Below are 16,523 nucleotides of genomic sequence, written 5' to 3'. Positions count from 1 at the left end.
GGCTTTTTTATATCCCATTTTGTGAAAATCACAATCGGCTCATTTGCTGTAGGCACCGCTGGCGTAATGCAGTTCATAGCTGTGGCTGTAGATTTCCAGAATATTCCCGAACGGGTCTTCCATATAAATCATGCGATACGGCTTCTCGCCCGGGTAATAATAGCGCGGTGCTTTCATGCGCTTTTTCCCGCCTGCAGCAACAATACGCTCTGCCAGTTCCTCGACATTCGGGTCCTGCACACAGAAGTGAAACACACCGGTTTTCCAGTATTCAAAGTTGTTTTCCGGCTGTTGCTGATTATCAAACTGAAACAGTTCCACCCCAATGCGATCGCCTGTTGAGAGGTGCGCAATCCGAAACCGTCCCCAGCCCTCGCCAAACACATCGGTACACATTTCACCGATGGCGCTGTTATCCTCGACGATTTCGGTCGGTGACATGATCAGATACCAGCCGAGCACCTCGGTATAAAACTTCACCGCCGCTTCCAGATCCGGCACTGAAATACCAATATGAGAAAACGTTCTTGGGTAAGGCATTTGTTCGTCTGTCTTCATTGTTGAAACCCTCTTGTTGTTGAGTGCTTCACTTTAATTCGCCAAAATGCGAATTAAAAATTATCATTTATTCTCATTTCTATCACGATTTGTTATCCATGAAACTCAACAGACAATGGCTCCACACCTTCGCCACTCTGGTCGACGTCGGCCAGTTCACAGAAACCGCGACCCGGCTTCATATGACCCAACCGGGCGTCAGCCAGCATATCCGGAAACTGGAACAGCAACTGGGGCAAGCACTTCTGATTAGGACAGGGAAAAAGTTTGAACTGACCCATGCAGGCACAGTGCTGTATCAGCACTGTCAGAGTTTAGTGACAGAAGAAAAGCGCCTGCAACAAGCCCTGTTACTCGATAACCCGGAATCCGGTCCGTGCCGGTTCGCCATGTCCGGTACGCTGGCAAATCAGCTTTACCCGCTTTTTGTTCAGCGCCAGCTTGCCCATCCGGGGCTGGTGGTGGGCGTTGAATCCGCGCCGGATCAACGTGTGCTTCACTTATTGGCACAGGACGAAATCGATCTGGGTATTGTCACCGAGCCGCCCGCACAGGCGCGTTTTCACAGTGAGCGAATCGGTGAAGAGACACTGTGTCTGGTTTTTCCTGCCACACAGAGTGAATCAACGTTGTCGCAAGCCTTGCTCACAGCAACCGGATTCATCGATCACCCCAATGCCCGCCGGTATCTCGACAGTGTGTTGCTGGATCTGCCGTTTTCGATGCCGCACGATTCGCTGCCGGTACGCGGTTACATTAATCAGCTCAGCCAGATTTTACTGCCGGTTTCACTCGGGCTCGGTTTTACCGCTCTTCCGGAAAGTACCATTCTGGAATCCCCGTACGCACAGGATCTGCGTATTCTGCACCGCAGCGTCAATGCCAGAGAACCTTTGTATCTGGTACGGAAACGCCATCGCGAGCTGGCCTCTCGTTACAGCTGGTTCACAGACTGTATCCGGCAAACACTGCAGTCTTCCTGAGCAACCGGGAAAAGCCCCCAAACGCGCTGCATTCACAGTGTTTGACTCACTGAGTGCTCAGGTGTTTTTGCAAATGATCAACGAAGATGGTGATTTTTTTAGCCAAATGTTTTCGACCGGCATAGAAAGCGTAAAGGATCAGAGGCTCAGGTTCAGCGTCTAACTCTATGATCTGTAATGTGCCTGCGTTAATTTCATCGGAGCATGACTCCTCAGGCAATATCGCGAAACCAAGACCTGCCAGCGCACCAAACTTTGCCATGTTGCCGCTGTTGACTTTAAATGATGATTTCACATTCTGCGTAAGCAACTGACCGTTTGAATGCCTGAATACCCAGGGGGCGCCATTTAGCGCCGTTAAGCTACTGATACAAGGCAAGTGGTTCAAATCAGCCAGTTTATGAGGACGGCCATGCTGTCTGATCAAGTCCGGTGCCGCGACCACTATGCTTCGCAACCTGACGATCTCTTTCGCCACCCAGCCACTATCGGTAATTTTTCCGCGCTGATAGCTCAGGATCAGATCGAACCCATCCAGTAAACTCTCTTTAGGGCTCAGGCTGGTTTCACAAGATAACGATATTGCAGGATGCTCAACACAGAAAGCGACGACTGCCTTTGCGAGTACCGGAATATCTGGCATCAGGATTCTGAGTTGGCCTGCTACCGTTTGAGAGCGCTGATTGACTTCTTCCAGCGCATCATTCAGCGCCGCTAACAAGACCCGTGTCGTAGAATAAAGCTGTTCACCTGCCTCGGTTGGGGTCATACGACGCGTCGTTCTTTCCAGTAACCGGGTATTGAGCTTCTCCTCCAGTAAAGCAACATGACGGCTGACATTTGATGTCGGTAAATTAAGCTGCTCTGCTGCCTTTTTAAAGCTGTTGTACTCATAAACGCAGTGAAAACTTTTCAACCACTGCTGCTCGATCTGCTCAATCATTTATTATCCCGAAATGTTGGATTATCAAACCAATAAACCGCACTTTATTACTCAATTCGGGCGAATACAATAAGGTCTTTCTTAAGAGTTACCCCTAAAGACCAAAAGGCTTAACAATGCTCACTTCATTTTTTTCATCACGCCGCATCTCTGATTACAGTCTTTATATCTGCTTTATGATTCATTTTCTGGTTGCACTGGATGCGCTAATCATAGTGCCTTTCAGCTCGGTCATGGCCATGGAAGCGAGAGTTCCGGCATCACAGTCTGGCTATCTGACGTCTGTTTACGCTATTGCTGCAGCACTGACTTGCCTGGTTATCAAAGGCTCACAGGATGTGACTCGTGAACGAGAGAGAATCCTTTTTTATCTTGCGGGTATCGCGATGACGACGCTCATTACCTCAACACTGGATAACTTTAATCTTTTGCTGTTGGCTCGGATAGTGACGGGAATTTTTGGCGGAGCATTGGCTGTTGTAAACCTGAATTATTTAATCTTGATCTCTGATGAAAAGAAAAAAAAGAAAAACACGGCAATATTGGTCAGTGCATTTCCGTTAGCCCTCGCACTTGGTGTACCAGGTCTCATCATGGTGTCCGCCGGCACCCACTGGCAGTTTGGCTTTCAGCTGTTAGGCATGGCTTTGATATTTTCTGCCATCTTGCTTTTAATCGTTCACTTTACTTCTCCCAAACCATTACAGGCATCAGAATATGCGAAGGACAGGGTGCAAAATACGCCAGTGAACCCACTCAGCAATTACAAACGATTATTTTTCTCTGCTGCACTGATTTTCACCGCCATTTTGAGCACTTTTGTCGTTTCAACCCAATACCCTGTCATGCTAACGGTAAACCTCGCTATCTCTGAAAAACTTCTGAGTTTGTGTTACATGGCAAGCGGTCTGGGCTCTTTTGTGTTCATTCAATATTACGCAAGAGCGAAAATGAGTGATGTTGCAGTTGGCAAGTTAATCGCACGACTTTCATTAGTGATGGCGATCGCTGTAGGGATGGGTTTTCATACAGAAAATGTAAATCTTGCCGCACTGGCCTTTGTTATTTTTATCATTGTCAGCTCTGTGCGAACGCTTATCTTAATTACCGAATTAATAAGCGCTCTCACGCCACAAGATCGTGTGATTTTCATCGGTCTGCAAAACACTCTCCAGCATTTCTCGGTCGGGCTGGGCGGCGCCTTAGGTAGCCTGCTTGTTACCTTGCAAGCGGGTTTATCTGTCGATTTTTCAGCAATGACTTATGTGGCAATCGTCTTAATTGCCTGCACGCCAGTGTTATGGAAAGGCAAGTCATTGATTAGCCTTGATAAGGTCAATCAGACGGGATGAGTTGTGTACCATAGGTAAATAACCGGCTCTCACGAATAGTCGATAGAAATAAAACCACAATAACCCAGGCAGTGGCTGTCACTTCAGCCACTTTCAAAAGTACCCGCCTTTAGATAGCTGCAAATCTGACATTCACAATTGCGCAACACATTGCTTATTCGCACCTATACTCCTTACCAGACGCTCGTTTAAAGCGTACGACAGGACGTCATCTAACCAGACAGGAGTTCAGGATGCTGCACACTCTGCTACAACGTTTATTGACTTTTGCATTGCTGTTCTCTGTATCAACTCAGGCAACAAATGTGCTGCTCCCGCCATTGAATGCGCAAGCCAATCAAACCTCGATTTCTGGTCTGTCGTCCGGTGGCTTCATGGCGGCGCAATTTCATGTGGCCTTTTCTGAATCGCTGGTCGGGGCGGGGATTGTTGCAGGTGGCCCCTGGAACTGCGCGGGCAATAATCCCTTTGTGAACCCGCTGATCAACGCGACAACAACTTGCATGAACCCCTGCGAAAATAGCCTGATTGGCTGTTCGTCAACCCTGTTTCCCAACAGCGGATACTTGGCAGAGCTGGCGAAAGTAACCGCCAACAACGGCCGGATAGACGATACTGAGCACCTCAAAAACGATCAGGTTTACCTTTTTTCGGGCAGGCTGGATGAAACAGTCGTCACAGGTGTGGTCGATTCTGCAGTCACCTTTTACCAACAGCTGGGGATACCTGAATCGCAGATCCGCTATAACAGCAGCGTCAATGCCGGCCATGCCTTTATCACCAGCGATCCGGCAGATACCCCCTGCGATCTCACACAAGCGCCTTATATCAATAACTGTGATATCCCGCAGGCACAGCGAATTCTGACCCACATCTACGGCCCGCTGAATCCACCTGCTGCGACGCCGAACGGTGACTTAGTGGCCTTCGATCAAAGTGAATTTATCAGCAGTCCACACACCAGCATGGACGACACTGCGTATGTCTACATTCCCGCCAGTTGCCGCTCGGCATCCTGCAAAGTGCATGTCGCTGTCCACGGTTGCCGCCAGGGCATTGCCGTTATCGGCACCACTTACATAAAAGAAACCGGCTACCTGAACGTTGCCGATACCAACGAGATCATTGTGCTGTTCCCGCAGGTGAAAAAGTCTGAATTCATCCCCTACAACCCCCGCGGCTGCTGGGATTTCTGGGGTTACAGTACCTTAAGCCAGCCGCCCTACAACTATTACACCAAAGACGCCCCGCAGATGAAGGCGATCAAGGGAATGATAGATCGTCTGGTCAGTGCAGGATAATCAGACCAGCGCGAGAAATGCCGTATCAATACTAATACCCTCGTGCTGGTCAAAACAATCATGGTAAACAAACAGAACTCTCGTTCAGACTCTTCCGTAGCGGACACCTTCTTTCTAATACTGCATTGAACTGCCAATATTTCAATTGGTTACAGTTAATACGTCACGAGAGTCACGATTTTACCCTCCCATCTCCCGCAGAACGAAATGCAACAAGACACTTATTATTTCTCGCCATAAAATAATCACAGACAATGTCAGGACGACCAGTGACCCATCGCGTGGTCAATTTCTGCAAGTACAGAAAACATAAAAACAGGACAAATACATGCAACGTCAGCTCCCTTTATTAACACCTATTCGCGGTATTGCCGCGCTCATCGTCACCTACTTTCATGCTCGTTTAATTCTGTTTCCGCAGTGGAGAGACAGTATTGCGCAATCCACACATTTTCTGGAAAACGGCTATCTCTGGGTAGATATCTTTTTCATCTTGAGCGGTTTTGTCATGACGTATGTTTATCAATCCACTTTCGCCACAGGCAGTAGCTTCAAAAAATGGCGAGGATTTGTGTGGTTGCGTTTCAGCCGTATCTACCCTCTATTCTTTGTCACCCTCGCTGCACTCTTTATCTGGGAATATTACAAATCAATTCACCAAATCGGCTTTTATGCCGGCCCATTATTTGACGCCTGGGGTGCAACAGGAATTCCACCTTTTACCGGCCCGTTTAACCGAACCGAAACCCTGTTGCCAAACCTGTTTCTGGTAAATGGTATCCTTTCCCAGCCTTTAAGCTGGAACATTGCTGGATGGTCGCTGAGTATTGAATGGCTGTGCTACCTGGTCTTTCCATTGCTTATGTCAGTGCTCTTGCGACCGGCAAAGAGTAATGCCTGGCTCCCGGTTCTGATTATGCTGGTACTGAGCGGTATGGTTAGCATGCATGGAACACTGGATATCACTTCAACACTGAACGCATTTGTCCGGGGCATTTGTGACTTCACATTAGGCATGTGGTTATCCCGTATCTCATTCGGTCCCAGAATGAAAAGCTGGGTGAATCATGATGGGTTACTGATTGCGCTCATCATTGCTTTAATATCAGTGCTTCAGTTCAGCATCAGTTACGCAGTTACGATGACGACTTATGTGCTGTTTGCACTTTTGGTACTCGTCGCGGCCAACCAGCAGAATCGTTCTTCGTTGTTGCTCGGTTTACTCGATAATAAAGTCACGCAATTTTTAGGTGATATCTCTTATTCCATTTATCTGTGGCACTCTGTATTGCTACTCGCAGGGGTGGAAGTGATCCATCATATCAACCCGGACTGGACCGCATGGTGGTATGCGCAAACATCCGTGGTCACTGTGCTGACAGGTATTTCTATCTTTACCGCTGTACTAATTTTTGTGTCTGTATGCAGTTACTACTTGTTCGAACGCCCCTTGATGAAATGGATGCGGGCAATGGGAGACAAACGCATCAGGCCAGAAGTATCAAAAGCACAACCGCTGAATACAATACCAGTGGCTGAGATTCAGCCGCTGTTTAGCTTTACCTGACTGCGTTAAACCATTCGCTATTCACTCAACAACATGATATTTCACTGATTGTAAGACGATAGGATATCAGTATGAAAATGCATTTTTCACAATAGCTATGTGATAATGCCCTGATAAATACATTTAAGGTAACACCATATGTTTTATATGGTCGCCTAAGTTTCCTTTACTTTCATCGAAGAAGTGTACCGTAATCCGGTTTCAGGACTAATCAAAGGAAATACAGTGTCTAATAGCAATATTAATCAATTAAAAAGTTTTTCTCTCATTACAATGCAAGGATTTCTTGTGTTCATCCTCGTTGCTGCAATCGCTTTATTGATTTCAATATCATTTTCAGAAATATTATTTAATAACTATAATGAAAACAGACCCATAGAAATGACATTCTTTATCTCTGGTATGTATTTAACATTATTTATCACTAAAAAGCTATGGCACTCATCGAGTAACAAAGATTTAAAAATAATTTTATCAATCACTTCATTGATATGTACAATCATCATTTACACAGTCTATTACATCATTAAAGAAATTAATGATTTTGATAGATTTTTAGATCAATACCTTTTATTACAAGCTGCAGCAGTTTTATTAACACTGATATTGCAACACTTCAGATACAGCAAAAAAATAGGCTAAAAAATCGGTATTCATTCCCCAATGCGTCTCTAAATCACAGAAAAAATGAATCACTCCATTTCAGGTTGTCGGCGCAAAAGCGCCGACAACCTCATATCATTGATGAGTTTCAAAAGCGGATGACGAAACACACCCAAAGTGGCTGGTTGGAATCAACCAGCCATACTTTCATCAACCGGCTTTCGTCATCCGTTAGTTACCTGACATAACCCGTATCTATCCCTCATCATAGCAGGTAAAGATTTTGAGTAATGCTGAAAGTTTGCCGTTACGGGTCACTATCAAACGGCAGATAGCCTCAGCGTACGGACCAATAAGTCATGAAGGTAGTCTACAGCCGGAGAGCCTTTGGATTTTTTACTCCGGTATACGGATACTTCCATAGGTTCTAACGGCCCCAGGCCCTGTTCTTCTCCGAGTATTTCAAGGTGAGGAGGCACACTGCACTGAGTGAAGACCGCTATGGCAAGCCCACTTTCCACCGCGGCAATCTGGCCCGCCAGACTCGAACTGTTATACACCACTTTGTAAGGTTTGCCTTGCAAAGCAAGGGAGTGTATTGCACTTCTTCTGGCAAGACTGGCACTTTCATAGACAGCAATCGGCAGTGTTTCCCGACGCCAGATTTCAAACTGAGACGCGCCCACCCACACCATAGGTTCATGGAAAAGCAGCGTCCCCCGGCTTGGGTTATCTCTGGAGACTAAGGCCAAATCCAGATCATTATTTGCTACCCTGGGAATAAGAGAGGTGGACTGCTCGCAGTTTAACTCAATCTCTACGCCACCGAACCGGGGCGCAAAATTGCGCAGCACAGGCGTGAGATATTTTGCTGCGTAATCATCCGGAACCCCTAATTTGACCTGGCCTACCAGCTCTTCACCGTGGAACGCGGCTTGCGCTTCAGAATGTAGGTCAAGAATTCGTCTAGCGTACCCCAGCAGCATCTGGCCTCCGGCTGTCAGCTCACTGTGCCGGCTTCCTCTGACGAGCAATTTCCGTCCGACGGCATTTTCTAACTTTTTCAGCTGCATGCTCACCGCAGATTGCGAACGGTGAACGGATGTCGTTGCATTCGATAAAGAACCGGCATCAACGACGGCCACAAAGCTCTTTAACCAATCTATCTGTAAGTCCTGATAACTCATTTATTCGATTTTCGAATGGATGATTTTTGAATTATGCGCTTTTCGATTTTTCCATTCCAGTTTATTGTTTCAACATTCTCAGATTATTCAAAGTGATGGTTTTTAATGCACACGCAGGAATTGAAGCTTGAATTGAATGCGATACAACAAGGCTTTATCAGCTTGGTTCCAATCTCGTTGTTCGTATTCGTTTTCGGTGCCGCTTTTGGTTTAGCCGCGTCTCAGGAAGGATTACATGAAGCCGCCGCCGTATTGATGAGCGCACTGGTGTTTGCAGGGGCTTCGCAGTTCGGGGCTTTAGATCTTTGGGGAACCCAGGTGCCTGTGCTCCCATTAGCGATCACAGTCTTTGCCATTAATGCCCGGCACTTGCTTATCGGGGCAACATTGTATCCCCATATTCGTTCCCTGAATCCGATCACCCGCTATGGTGTCATGCTGGTGGCATCCGATGCGAACTGGGCGCTGTCGATGCGGGCCTTTGCTCAAAATGAAACGTCCAGAGGGCTCGGTTTGCTGTTCGGTGGCGGTATTGCCCTTTGGTTTTTCTGGATTATTGGTACCTGGGTCGGATTTTATTTCGGCAATGCCATCCAAAATCCATCCGCCTTCGGTGTCGATATGGTGATGGGGTGTTTTCTGCTTACCATGGCGCTGGGAGGCAACAAAAACAATAAGACTTACGTGATATGGGCTGCGGCGGCCACATCATCGATTGCCGCTTACCTGTATCTGCCTGAAAACAGTCATGTAATTGTTGGTGCATTCACAGGCGGCATTATGGGTGTTTTACTGGGAGGAGAGAACAATGAGCATTGATACCTCTGAAATGGGTACACTGCTGCTCGTCATCATTATGGCGGTGGTTACTATAGCAACCCGCTGGGGAGGTGTATTCATTATGTCGTACATTCCCATCAGCCATCGTGTTCAGCAGTTTATCTCGGCGATGTCAGGATCTGTGCTCATTGCAATCATCGCGCCCATGTTCATTAAAGGAGATACGGGTGCTCAGGCAGCATTACTGGTAACAGCTGTGGGTACTCTGGTGCTGAAAAAGCCTCTGCTGTCTATTGCTGCCGGTATGGCGATGGCAGTACTGATCAGAAATATATAGATGGTTTGATGGTCACAGCGGTTATGTAAATATCGCTAAGCAATCCTGACTACCATCAGCACTCAGGAGGCCGGATTAGCCGGCCTCATACCCCATCACCCACTCACCTTCGCCTGTGTGCTCATCAACATTACCCCCGATGACGCGAAAGCCCTGAGAGAGATAAAACCGATAACTGACGTCATTACGTTTGTAGACATTTAACGACAGCGATTCACGACGTTTTTTAGCATGACTGATCAATGCTTTACCTATGCCTTTACCCTGCACATCGGGTTTGACAAAGATGGCCGCCAGCTGGTTTTCATACAGGGCATAAAAGCCTTTCACTATCTCTTTTTCAACCCAGACGTAAACTTCAGAAGCCGGCAGATACATGCGGCGCATGTTGTCGACCTGAGATTGCCAGTAATCCGGTGAAATGAAGTCGTGTGCTTTAAGTGAAGCATTAAGCCAGATATCCAGTACCGGCTCCATGTCTGTGTCTGCAAATGCTCTAATCATTGTGTCTTCGTGTTGTTTGCGTTAACCGGAGTATCACAGCTAACACGGTAGCCTTGCCAGATCACAGATCTCAGAATGAAGGAAATCAACCTGTCTGCGTCGCAAAATCCCGTATCAATCGGTGATGTCACTGAGGTAATTTGCCTGTTAACAAGAGATATCCCCGTCGGCCGGGGAAAGGGAAAATAACTATTATCACTTTATCGGCTGTTATTGCGCACCAAACGCAGCTAAAAATCACATTCTTGTTGTTTAGCTGCCGAATCGCCTTTTCAACATTGCAATGCTTCTGTTTTTTCCCGAAGGCTAGAGCGGGGTAAAATTCAGTGCCCATCATCGAGTCGTGAAATAAGGCTGACTTGTTTATGCGGTGACATCATTTAACGCAAGCGCGATATATACAACAAGACGTTCATTGAGCCTGCTCCATCGCCCGGATTAGCACGCCGTCCTGAATACGGTCACTGGGATAGGCGATCACCTGATCACCGGCAGAAAGACCTTCCAGCACCTCGGCATACTGGTCTGTCATGTGACCGAGCCGAATCACCTGCAAGCGGGCACGGCCGTCATCGTTGCGAAATACCGCCCAGTCACGCTTAATACGAAATATAGCGCTGATGGGAACGCGAATTACCTGCCCGTCATGCCATACCGCAATGCGCACATCCACTTGAAACCCGTGACCCAGCGCAGCCCATGCATGCTTCGGATCAGTTAAGTCGATGATCACATTGACACGCTGCTCCTCAATACCGAGAGAAGAAACTTTCGTCTTACCTGCCGGTTCGATCAGCCGAACGATACCGCTTAATACGCCTTCTCCGCCCCAGTTATCAATATCAACCAGGTCGCCAGGGGCTATCCTTACTGCATCGCGTGATAAAAGATCAGCGGCAATTTCGAGATTTCCCGGTTCTCCTGTTTCCATCAAAGCCGTGCCAGCGCTGACGACAGCCTCACTTTCCTGAAAGACCCGCAGGACCTTTCCGTTTACTGGTGCAGTAATTTCCACCTTGTCTTCCTGGGGTAATGCTGCTTCGGCAGGCTGTAACATCGCTGCCTGCGCCAACTTGTATTCCGCTTCTCTTTGCTGCAATACCGATTCTGCCGAGGCCAGCGCTGCTTCCGCTGCATACAGAAACTGCCGCGCCTGATCCTGTCGGTCAAGTGATACGGCGTCCTTTTCGGCAAGCTTACCTGCCCGCTTAAAATCGATCCGGGCATACTCAAGGCGAGCCAAGGCGCTCTTTATCTGTGCTTTGGCTTCATCACGAGACGCGGCGGCTGCACGAATGGCAGACTCATGTTCAAGCTGGGTCCGGCCGTCCAGAAATTGCGGCACAGCAGGTTGCATAACCGCCAGCACTGTCCCGGCGGTCACATCGTCACCGGCATCTTTATCGATCCGCAACAGACGGCCAGATACCGGCGCGGTAATGATGTAAACATCTTTCAGGCGCGTGATGGCATCGTCATCCACTGTTTCTGTCATTGGTCCTTCCGTGACAACAGCAATTTCAACGGTGATCGAGCGTGGCCAAAAGGCAAAGGCAAGACTCGCCATCAGCAGGAAAATCAAGATTAAAGTCCACCGATGTTTCCTGAACAGCATACTTTATTCCCTTTCCTTGAGAACACTGAGAAGGTTGAGCTCTCCGAGACGATATAGTACTAACACCCCGCTGAAGAACGCGGCGATGAGTATAGCGATGACAGCATAGCCGTAAGTCGATGCCTCGATCACAAACGGGATGCGATACAGGTCAGATGACATGAATGTCACCATCAACCTGACTAGCCCATATCCAAGAACACAACCCAAAGGCAATGCAGAAAGAGTCAGCAGCGCGACCTCACTACCCAGGATCCAGGCTACTTCTTTTTTATGGAAGCCAAGCACGCGCAGCAGTGAAAACTCCCGCGAGCGCTCAATCAGAGTCAGCCGTGCATTATTATAAACAACGCCAAACGCCAGCACCGATGCAAACAGTACATAGAATGTCACCATGGTAAACAGATTCTGCTGGATCATCTTGCGAAACAGTACCGCTGACGCTTCCAGTGACGATACGCCTGCGACAAACGGCATTTCTCTGATGTTACTGTAAAAACGCTTTCGTTTTACCTCATCGACGGTAACGATAGCTGTATTGGCCACCTGCCCGTCGAGAAGATACCGGTTGAGCGTCGTGCGGTTCATGTAGGCAGATAACCCAACATACTCATCACTGATTCCAGCCACGGGCACTAACAAATCGGGCATCCGCCCCTCCAGAATCTCAATCCCCAGCATATCGCCCTGTCTGACATTCAAGTACCGTGCAAGCCACTTGTTCAGCACCACACCTTCCGCAGGCAAATCAATTTTCCGTCCGTTAATATCCAGCGGATGACTCAGTTCTGCCCCCGGATCAAGCCCCTGAATACCCGTCCTTTTCGAACGATGGCCGGAAACCAGACGGACAGCAAGGTTGCGCTGCAACTCGACCTTCAGCACACCGTCAAGATGACGAATATCTGCGGCAGCGCTGTCCGGTCTGATTTCAGTAAAACTGATGGTGATGTCCTGTCGGTTACTGTGATGGAAAAATGAATCGAGCATGACATCAATGGAATCAAAGAAATTCAGTGTCGAGAGCAGTAAAGCAATCGCCATCGTCACGCCCAGAACAGTCAGACCAGAACGAAACGGCCAGCGTACTAGATGCCGTATGACCATGCGACCAGTTGGCGTCACCCCCCACAGCAAGCCAGTGCGCTCGCCCATCCCCGTATGATAGAGCGTCGGCAGGGGCGGTGCCATCGCAATAGCCGGTGGCAGCCTGACCGCCTTACGAATGGCAGCCATTGCTCCCAGTCCCGCACTCGCCAGGCTGATGACCGCCGCACCGAGAAAAACATCAGCCGTAATCTGGTAGCGAAGCAAGGGAAATTTAAAATATTCAATATACAGCTGTGCCATACCATGACCCATCCATGCCCCTGCGAACCAGCCAATCACAATACCAATACCGGAAATGAACAGCGCGGACTGCAGGTAATGAAGACCAATCGCAGTATCACTGTAGCCGATGGCTTTCAGCAAACCGATCTGCCCACGCTCCGTCTCTACCAACCGCCCAATGGCGATATTCAGCAGAAAAACCGCTGTCACCAGAAAAATCGGCGGCATGATGCGTGTCATGGACTTAAGCTGCTTCAACTCGCTGTCGATGAAGGAATCAGACAACTGATCTTTACGCATGTAAGCGCCTGTCCCGCCATAACGTGCAAGGAGCCGGTCGAGACGGGCAATCACTTCATGTGGATTTGCGGAGGAACTCAGTTTGAGCGCAACATCATTAAACGCACCCTCCATATTAGTTGCCGCCGCCAGTGCATTCCGGTTTATCCAGAAAATACCGAAACGCTTGCTGTCAGGGATCAGATCGCCGGGCCCCAGTGCATAAACAAACTCCGGCGATAACGCGATACCAGCAACCGTAAAATGATGCTGCTTGCCATAAATCGTCGCATTGAGCTTATCTCCCGGACGCAGGTCGTGCGCTTCAGCGAACGCCTCATGAACCAGTACCTGATCAGTCGAGTCCGCTGCAGGCCAGTTTCCCACGCGTAAGGCCAGTTTGTTCAGCAGGAATTTCCCCGTCGGCATTGAAACAAATAACCCCCTCACGGGTTCAATGACACCCGGCATTTTCATCAGCGCATATTGGCGAATACCCGTCCCTGCGCCGACCACTTCCGGAATTTGCTCAATGTCGGCAATGGTACTGTCCGGTGCACGCTTAAGGGTGGCAAAGATGTCGGCAAAGCGGTTTTGCTCGTAATAAAGGTTGCGGGTTAATTCAAGAGAACGGTAGGTTCCGGAGGACAACACGATCATGGCCACCGCTGAGGCAATGACAAGGGCTATCGCCAACACCTGCCCGCGAATCTGCCAGAGGTTACGGATCAGTTTTTTCTCCAGCGCACGCATCACTATCTACCACGTCAGTGCCGAAGCGACTTGCCGTTTTTCGTTGCGATCCTCTTTAACGATCCGGCCATCGGCGAAATGCAAAACCCGATCTCCGAGCGCAGCAATGGCGGCATTGTGCGTGATAATGATAGTCGTGGTACCCAGCTTTTCATTTACCCCGGCCAGCGCGGCCAGCACCTTGATCCCTGTCGCACTGTCGAGCGCACCTGTCGGTTCGTCGCACAAAAGCACCTTAGGTTTTTTCACAAGCGCCCGTGCCACCGCAACGCGTTGCTGTTCGCCGCCGGAAAGCTGAGAGGGGAAATGGTCGGCACGCGCTTTCAGACCCACCATGTCCAGCGCTTCTTCTACCGGCATGGAATCAGGCACAATATCCGAAACCAGGGCGACATTTTCCCGGGCATTGAGGCTGGGGATCAGGTTATAGAACTGGAAAACGAAACCGGCATAATTGCGACGATACTCAGTGAGGAACCGCTCGTCCTGTCCGGAGAGAGTCTGCCCTTCGAAAAGAATTTTTCCCCCCGTCGGTGTATCAAGGCCGCCTATCAGGTTCAGGAATGTTGATTTTCCGCTTCCCGAAGGGCCGAGCAATATCATTATTTCACCCTGCCGGATATCAAGATCGACTCCCCGCAATGCCCTGACCGCAATCTCACCGGTGTAATAGGTTTTTGTCAGGCCGCTTATCTGGTATACGATATTTCTATCCGATGTATTGCCCATATCGTGCTATCACTTCAGCCTGAATTGAAATCAATCCGCCCAAAGACGACGGGATACCACCAGCCAGTACTTCGGGGCGCTGGTTATCTGTGAACCCTCTCAGGTTTTAAGAATAGGCAATGACACAGCATTCAGGACAGTTTCATCATGATATTAAGATGAACCGCGGGCTTACTCGGCCAGTCAGGCAATCGAAGTGGAACGTTTTATCTCAAGGTGATAACACATCAGATCATCTCAAATATATCGACTCGAAAAACCCGGCTAAAAACCCGATCCCATATTGAAGTAAAAAGCGCTTTCTTCGTCACTGAAGACAATGTCGATGCCAGTATGGAAACCGTATCGCCGGGCAATCAGGTAGCGAAAGTCTGCAACATAAGCTGTTTCGCTGATCGTATGATTGGACACACTCACTTCAGTTCGCGTCCAAAACTTGCCCCAGCAATAGTGGTGTATCCTGAACAAGGAACTGGATTTTCTGAATTGCCGTAGCCCTAACAAAGGACCAATTCACCGGCCTGTTGTATCCGAATCTCGCGACGATAGATCTCTGTCCCTCGCAGGCTGCCATCCTCACCCATACGCTGCCAGCCCCAGCGACGGTAGTGACGTAACGCCCTTTCGTTGGTGCGGCTGACCGTTAAAAGCATAGCCTGGCAGCCCGCCTGATAAAGCGTATCTGCCATAAACTGCTGCGCGGTATCGGCTACACCGGAGCCACGGTATTCGGGAATGAGATAAATAAGATGGATATAACCCGTTTCGGCTTCATCAGAAAAACACTTAAATTCTAACTGGCCAATAATCTGGTCATTATCCCAGATATGAATGTAATACCAGAGGGGGTCCACCAGCCGGGCACGCATTCTTTCTTCATAACCGTGAATAAAGGGCGCAAAGCCATTGTCAGACTGAAACGTACACACGAAAGCATCACGCCGGAAAGCCATGCAAAGGGCAAAATGTTCATCAACATTAACAGGACGAAATTCAGGTTTCACATGACCTCCCAGGCTGGTGCAATAGCGTCAGTTCAGGCGCAGATGGTCACACTATAGCGAATAATCAGTGCAAACTGCGATTAAGATTGATCAACCGTTCTTGATTTTCCTGTCACGCCGATTGTGCGGCCTTCACGGCTTTTTTGACTTTCTTCATCGCCATTTGTCGTTTGAGTGGCGACAGGTAATCAATGAACAGATTTCCGTACAGATGGTCAATTTCGTGCTGCATCACAATCGCCAGAAAATCATCACGCTCAATCGTGACTGGATTGCCCTGACGATCAAGCGCAGTCACGACCACAGACTGATAACGCTCGACATCGGCGTAATAATCCGGTACCGACAGGCAACCTTCCTGCCCCATGGCTTTATCTTCACCGCTCACCACTTCCGGATTAATCAGTACCAAAGGTTGATCCCGGCTCTCTGAGATATCAATCACCACCACAGCTTCACGGCGACCGACCTGAGTCGCCGCCAGGCCAATACCATTCGAGGTGGCATACAGGGTCTCCAGCATGTCATCCACCAGCGTCTGAACAGCAGCAATATCAGTGACAGGAATGGCCTGCTCTTTTAAGCGGGGATCCGGGGCGGTGAGAATCTCTAATCGTGCCATAGTGTTTCAATTACCTTAACGTTAACTTCAATCAGATTCAGCATGCTCTGATACTTTGCTGTTTATCCGCACTA

At 48.7% G+C, this 16,523-nt stretch carries 17 protein-coding genes; 7 read left to right on the top strand and 10 right to left on the bottom strand.

The features are described from left to right. Window positions 1–39: 39 nt before the first annotated feature. Window positions 40–558, bottom strand: coding sequence for a lactoylglutathione lyase family protein (locus H511_RS0102005; RefSeq protein WP_027250806.1), 519 nt, complete (start codon window positions 556–558; stop codon window positions 40–42). 98 nt (window positions 559–656) lie between these two features. Between H511_RS0102005 and H511_RS0102000 the strand changes: the two genes are divergently transcribed. Then, entirely contained in the window at window positions 657–1,541 is an 885-nt protein-coding gene (locus H511_RS0102000) for a LysR family transcriptional regulator (RefSeq protein WP_036758405.1), read from the top strand. A 46-nt stretch (window positions 1,542–1,587) separates the two neighbouring features. Here the strand turns inward: H511_RS0102000 and H511_RS0101995 are convergent, their stop codons facing one another. After that, window positions 1,588–2,484, bottom strand: a complete 897-nt coding sequence (locus tag H511_RS0101995; RefSeq protein ID WP_027250804.1) for a LysR family transcriptional regulator — start codon at window positions 2,482–2,484, stop codon at window positions 1,588–1,590. Between the two features lie 116 nt (window positions 2,485–2,600). Here H511_RS0101995 and H511_RS22235 point away from each other — a divergent pair, with 116 nt between their 5' ends. The 4 genes from H511_RS22235 to H511_RS0101975 all read left to right on the top strand — a co-directional run bounded on the left by H511_RS22235 (window position 2,601) and on the right by H511_RS0101975 (window position 7,346). Beyond that, window positions 2,601–3,836 carry an MFS transporter gene (locus tag H511_RS22235; RefSeq protein ID WP_081669142.1) on the top strand — a complete coding sequence of 412 codons (1,236 nt, stop codon included), beginning with the start codon at window positions 2,601–2,603 and terminating at the stop codon, window positions 3,834–3,836. A 233-nt stretch (window positions 3,837–4,069) separates the two neighbouring features. Further along, window positions 4,070–5,137, top strand: coding sequence for an extracellular catalytic domain type 2 short-chain-length polyhydroxyalkanoate depolymerase (locus tag H511_RS0101985; RefSeq protein ID WP_027250803.1), 1,068 nt, complete (start codon window positions 4,070–4,072; stop codon window positions 5,135–5,137). A 328-nt stretch (window positions 5,138–5,465) separates the two neighbouring features. After that, the gene (locus H511_RS22230) at window positions 5,466–6,704 is read left to right on the top strand and encodes an acyltransferase family protein (protein ID WP_051287699.1); all 1,239 of its coding nucleotides are present in this window, start codon (window positions 5,466–5,468) and stop codon (window positions 6,702–6,704) included. Window positions 6,705–6,929: 225 nt separating this feature from the next. Continuing rightward, a complete protein-coding gene (locus tag H511_RS0101975; RefSeq protein WP_027250802.1) occupies window positions 6,930–7,346 on the top strand; it encodes a hypothetical protein in 417 nt (138 codons plus the stop codon). Between the two features lie 281 nt (window positions 7,347–7,627). On the opposite strand, the gene H511_RS0101970 is transcribed toward H511_RS0101975, so the two are convergent. Continuing rightward, entirely contained in the window at window positions 7,628–8,494 is an 867-nt protein-coding gene (locus tag H511_RS0101970) for a LysR family transcriptional regulator (protein ID WP_027250801.1), read from the bottom strand. 105 nt (window positions 8,495–8,599) lie between these two features. On the opposite strand from H511_RS0101970, the gene H511_RS0101965 reads away from it, so the two are divergent. Both H511_RS0101965 and H511_RS0101960 read left to right on the top strand, forming a co-directional pair. After that, window positions 8,600–9,313, top strand: a complete 714-nt coding sequence (locus H511_RS0101965) for an AzlC family ABC transporter permease (protein WP_027250800.1) — start codon at window positions 8,600–8,602, stop codon at window positions 9,311–9,313. Next, on the top strand, window positions 9,303–9,611 hold the full coding sequence (locus H511_RS0101960) for an AzlD family protein (protein ID WP_027250799.1): 309 nt from the start codon (window positions 9,303–9,305) through the stop codon (window positions 9,609–9,611). Before H511_RS0101965 ends, H511_RS0101960 begins: the two co-directional genes overlap by 11 nt. A 75-nt stretch (window positions 9,612–9,686) precedes the next feature. On the opposite strand, the gene H511_RS0101955 is transcribed toward H511_RS0101960, so the two are convergent. From H511_RS0101955 to def, 7 genes are all read right to left on the bottom strand, one after another. After that, entirely contained in the window at window positions 9,687–10,115 is a 429-nt protein-coding gene (locus tag H511_RS0101955; RefSeq protein WP_027250798.1) for an N-acetyltransferase, read from the bottom strand. A gap of 412 nt (window positions 10,116–10,527) precedes the next feature. Continuing rightward, window positions 10,528–11,610, bottom strand: coding sequence for an efflux RND transporter periplasmic adaptor subunit (locus H511_RS0101950; protein WP_162144596.1), 1,083 nt, complete (start codon window positions 11,608–11,610; stop codon window positions 10,528–10,530). Between the two features lie 123 nt (window positions 11,611–11,733). Beyond that, entirely contained in the window at window positions 11,734–14,094 is a 2,361-nt protein-coding gene (locus H511_RS0101945) for an ABC transporter permease (RefSeq protein WP_027250796.1), read from the bottom strand. A 6-nt stretch (window positions 14,095–14,100) separates the two neighbouring features. Next, on the bottom strand, window positions 14,101–14,823 hold the full coding sequence (locus H511_RS0101940; protein ID WP_027250795.1) for an ABC transporter ATP-binding protein: 723 nt from the start codon (window positions 14,821–14,823) through the stop codon (window positions 14,101–14,103). Between the two features lie 264 nt (window positions 14,824–15,087). Then, window positions 15,088–15,234 carry a hypothetical protein gene (locus tag H511_RS24550; protein WP_155804776.1) on the bottom strand — a complete coding sequence of 49 codons (147 nt, stop codon included), beginning with the start codon at window positions 15,232–15,234 and terminating at the stop codon, window positions 15,088–15,090. A gap of 86 nt (window positions 15,235–15,320) precedes the next feature. Next, window positions 15,321–15,827, bottom strand: coding sequence for a GNAT family N-acetyltransferase (locus tag H511_RS0101930; RefSeq protein ID WP_027250794.1), 507 nt, complete (start codon window positions 15,825–15,827; stop codon window positions 15,321–15,323). A gap of 112 nt (window positions 15,828–15,939) precedes the next feature. Further along, complete coding sequence (gene def / locus H511_RS0101925; RefSeq protein WP_027250793.1) at window positions 15,940–16,449, bottom strand: peptide deformylase; 510 nt, start codon at window positions 16,447–16,449, stop codon at window positions 15,940–15,942. Between the last annotated feature and the right edge of the window lie 74 nt (window positions 16,450–16,523).

The organism is Photobacterium halotolerans DSM 18316, from assembly GCF_000425165.1.
GTDB classification, from domain to species: Bacteria; Pseudomonadota; Gammaproteobacteria; order Enterobacterales; family Vibrionaceae; genus Photobacterium; species Photobacterium halotolerans.
This window is presented reverse-complemented; position numbering and strand designations above follow the sequence as displayed.

Bases quoted from the DNA above. Each gene is read 5' to 3' on its own strand.
- H511_RS0101970 (WP_027250801.1), bottom strand. From the start codon at position 8,494: ATGAGTTATCAGGACTTACAGATAGATTGGTTAAAGAGCTTTGTGGCC.
- H511_RS0102005 (WP_027250806.1), bottom strand. From the start codon at position 558: ATGAAGACAGACGAACAAATGCCTTACCCAAGAACGTTTTCTCATATT.
- H511_RS0101945 (WP_027250796.1), bottom strand. From the start codon at position 14,094: ATGCGTGCGCTGGAGAAAAAACTGATCCGTAACCTCTGGCAGATTCGC.
- H511_RS0101955 (WP_027250798.1), bottom strand. From the start codon at position 10,115: ATGATTAGAGCATTTGCAGACACAGACATGGAGCCGGTACTGGATATC.
- H511_RS22235 (WP_081669142.1), top strand. From the start codon at position 2,601: ATGCTCACTTCATTTTTTTCATCACGCCGCATCTCTGATTACAGTCTT.
- H511_RS0102000 (WP_036758405.1), top strand. From the start codon at position 657: ATGAAACTCAACAGACAATGGCTCCACACCTTCGCCACTCTGGTCGAC.
- H511_RS0101995 (WP_027250804.1), bottom strand. From the start codon at position 2,484: ATGATTGAGCAGATCGAGCAGCAGTGGTTGAAAAGTTTTCACTGCGTT.
- def (WP_027250793.1), bottom strand. From the start codon at position 16,449: ATGGCACGATTAGAGATTCTCACCGCCCCGGATCCCCGCTTAAAAGAG.
- H511_RS22230 (WP_051287699.1), top strand. From the start codon at position 5,466: ATGCAACGTCAGCTCCCTTTATTAACACCTATTCGCGGTATTGCCGCG.
- H511_RS0101950 (WP_162144596.1), bottom strand. From the start codon at position 11,610: ATGACAGAAACAGTGGATGACGATGCCATCACGCGCCTGAAAGATGTT.
- H511_RS0101985 (WP_027250803.1), top strand. From the start codon at position 4,070: ATGCTGCACACTCTGCTACAACGTTTATTGACTTTTGCATTGCTGTTC.
- H511_RS0101965 (WP_027250800.1), top strand. From the start codon at position 8,600: ATGCACACGCAGGAATTGAAGCTTGAATTGAATGCGATACAACAAGGC.
- H511_RS0101940 (WP_027250795.1), bottom strand. From the start codon at position 14,823: ATGGGCAATACATCGGATAGAAATATCGTATACCAGATAAGCGGCCTG.
- H511_RS0101960 (WP_027250799.1), top strand. From the start codon at position 9,303: ATGAGCATTGATACCTCTGAAATGGGTACACTGCTGCTCGTCATCATT.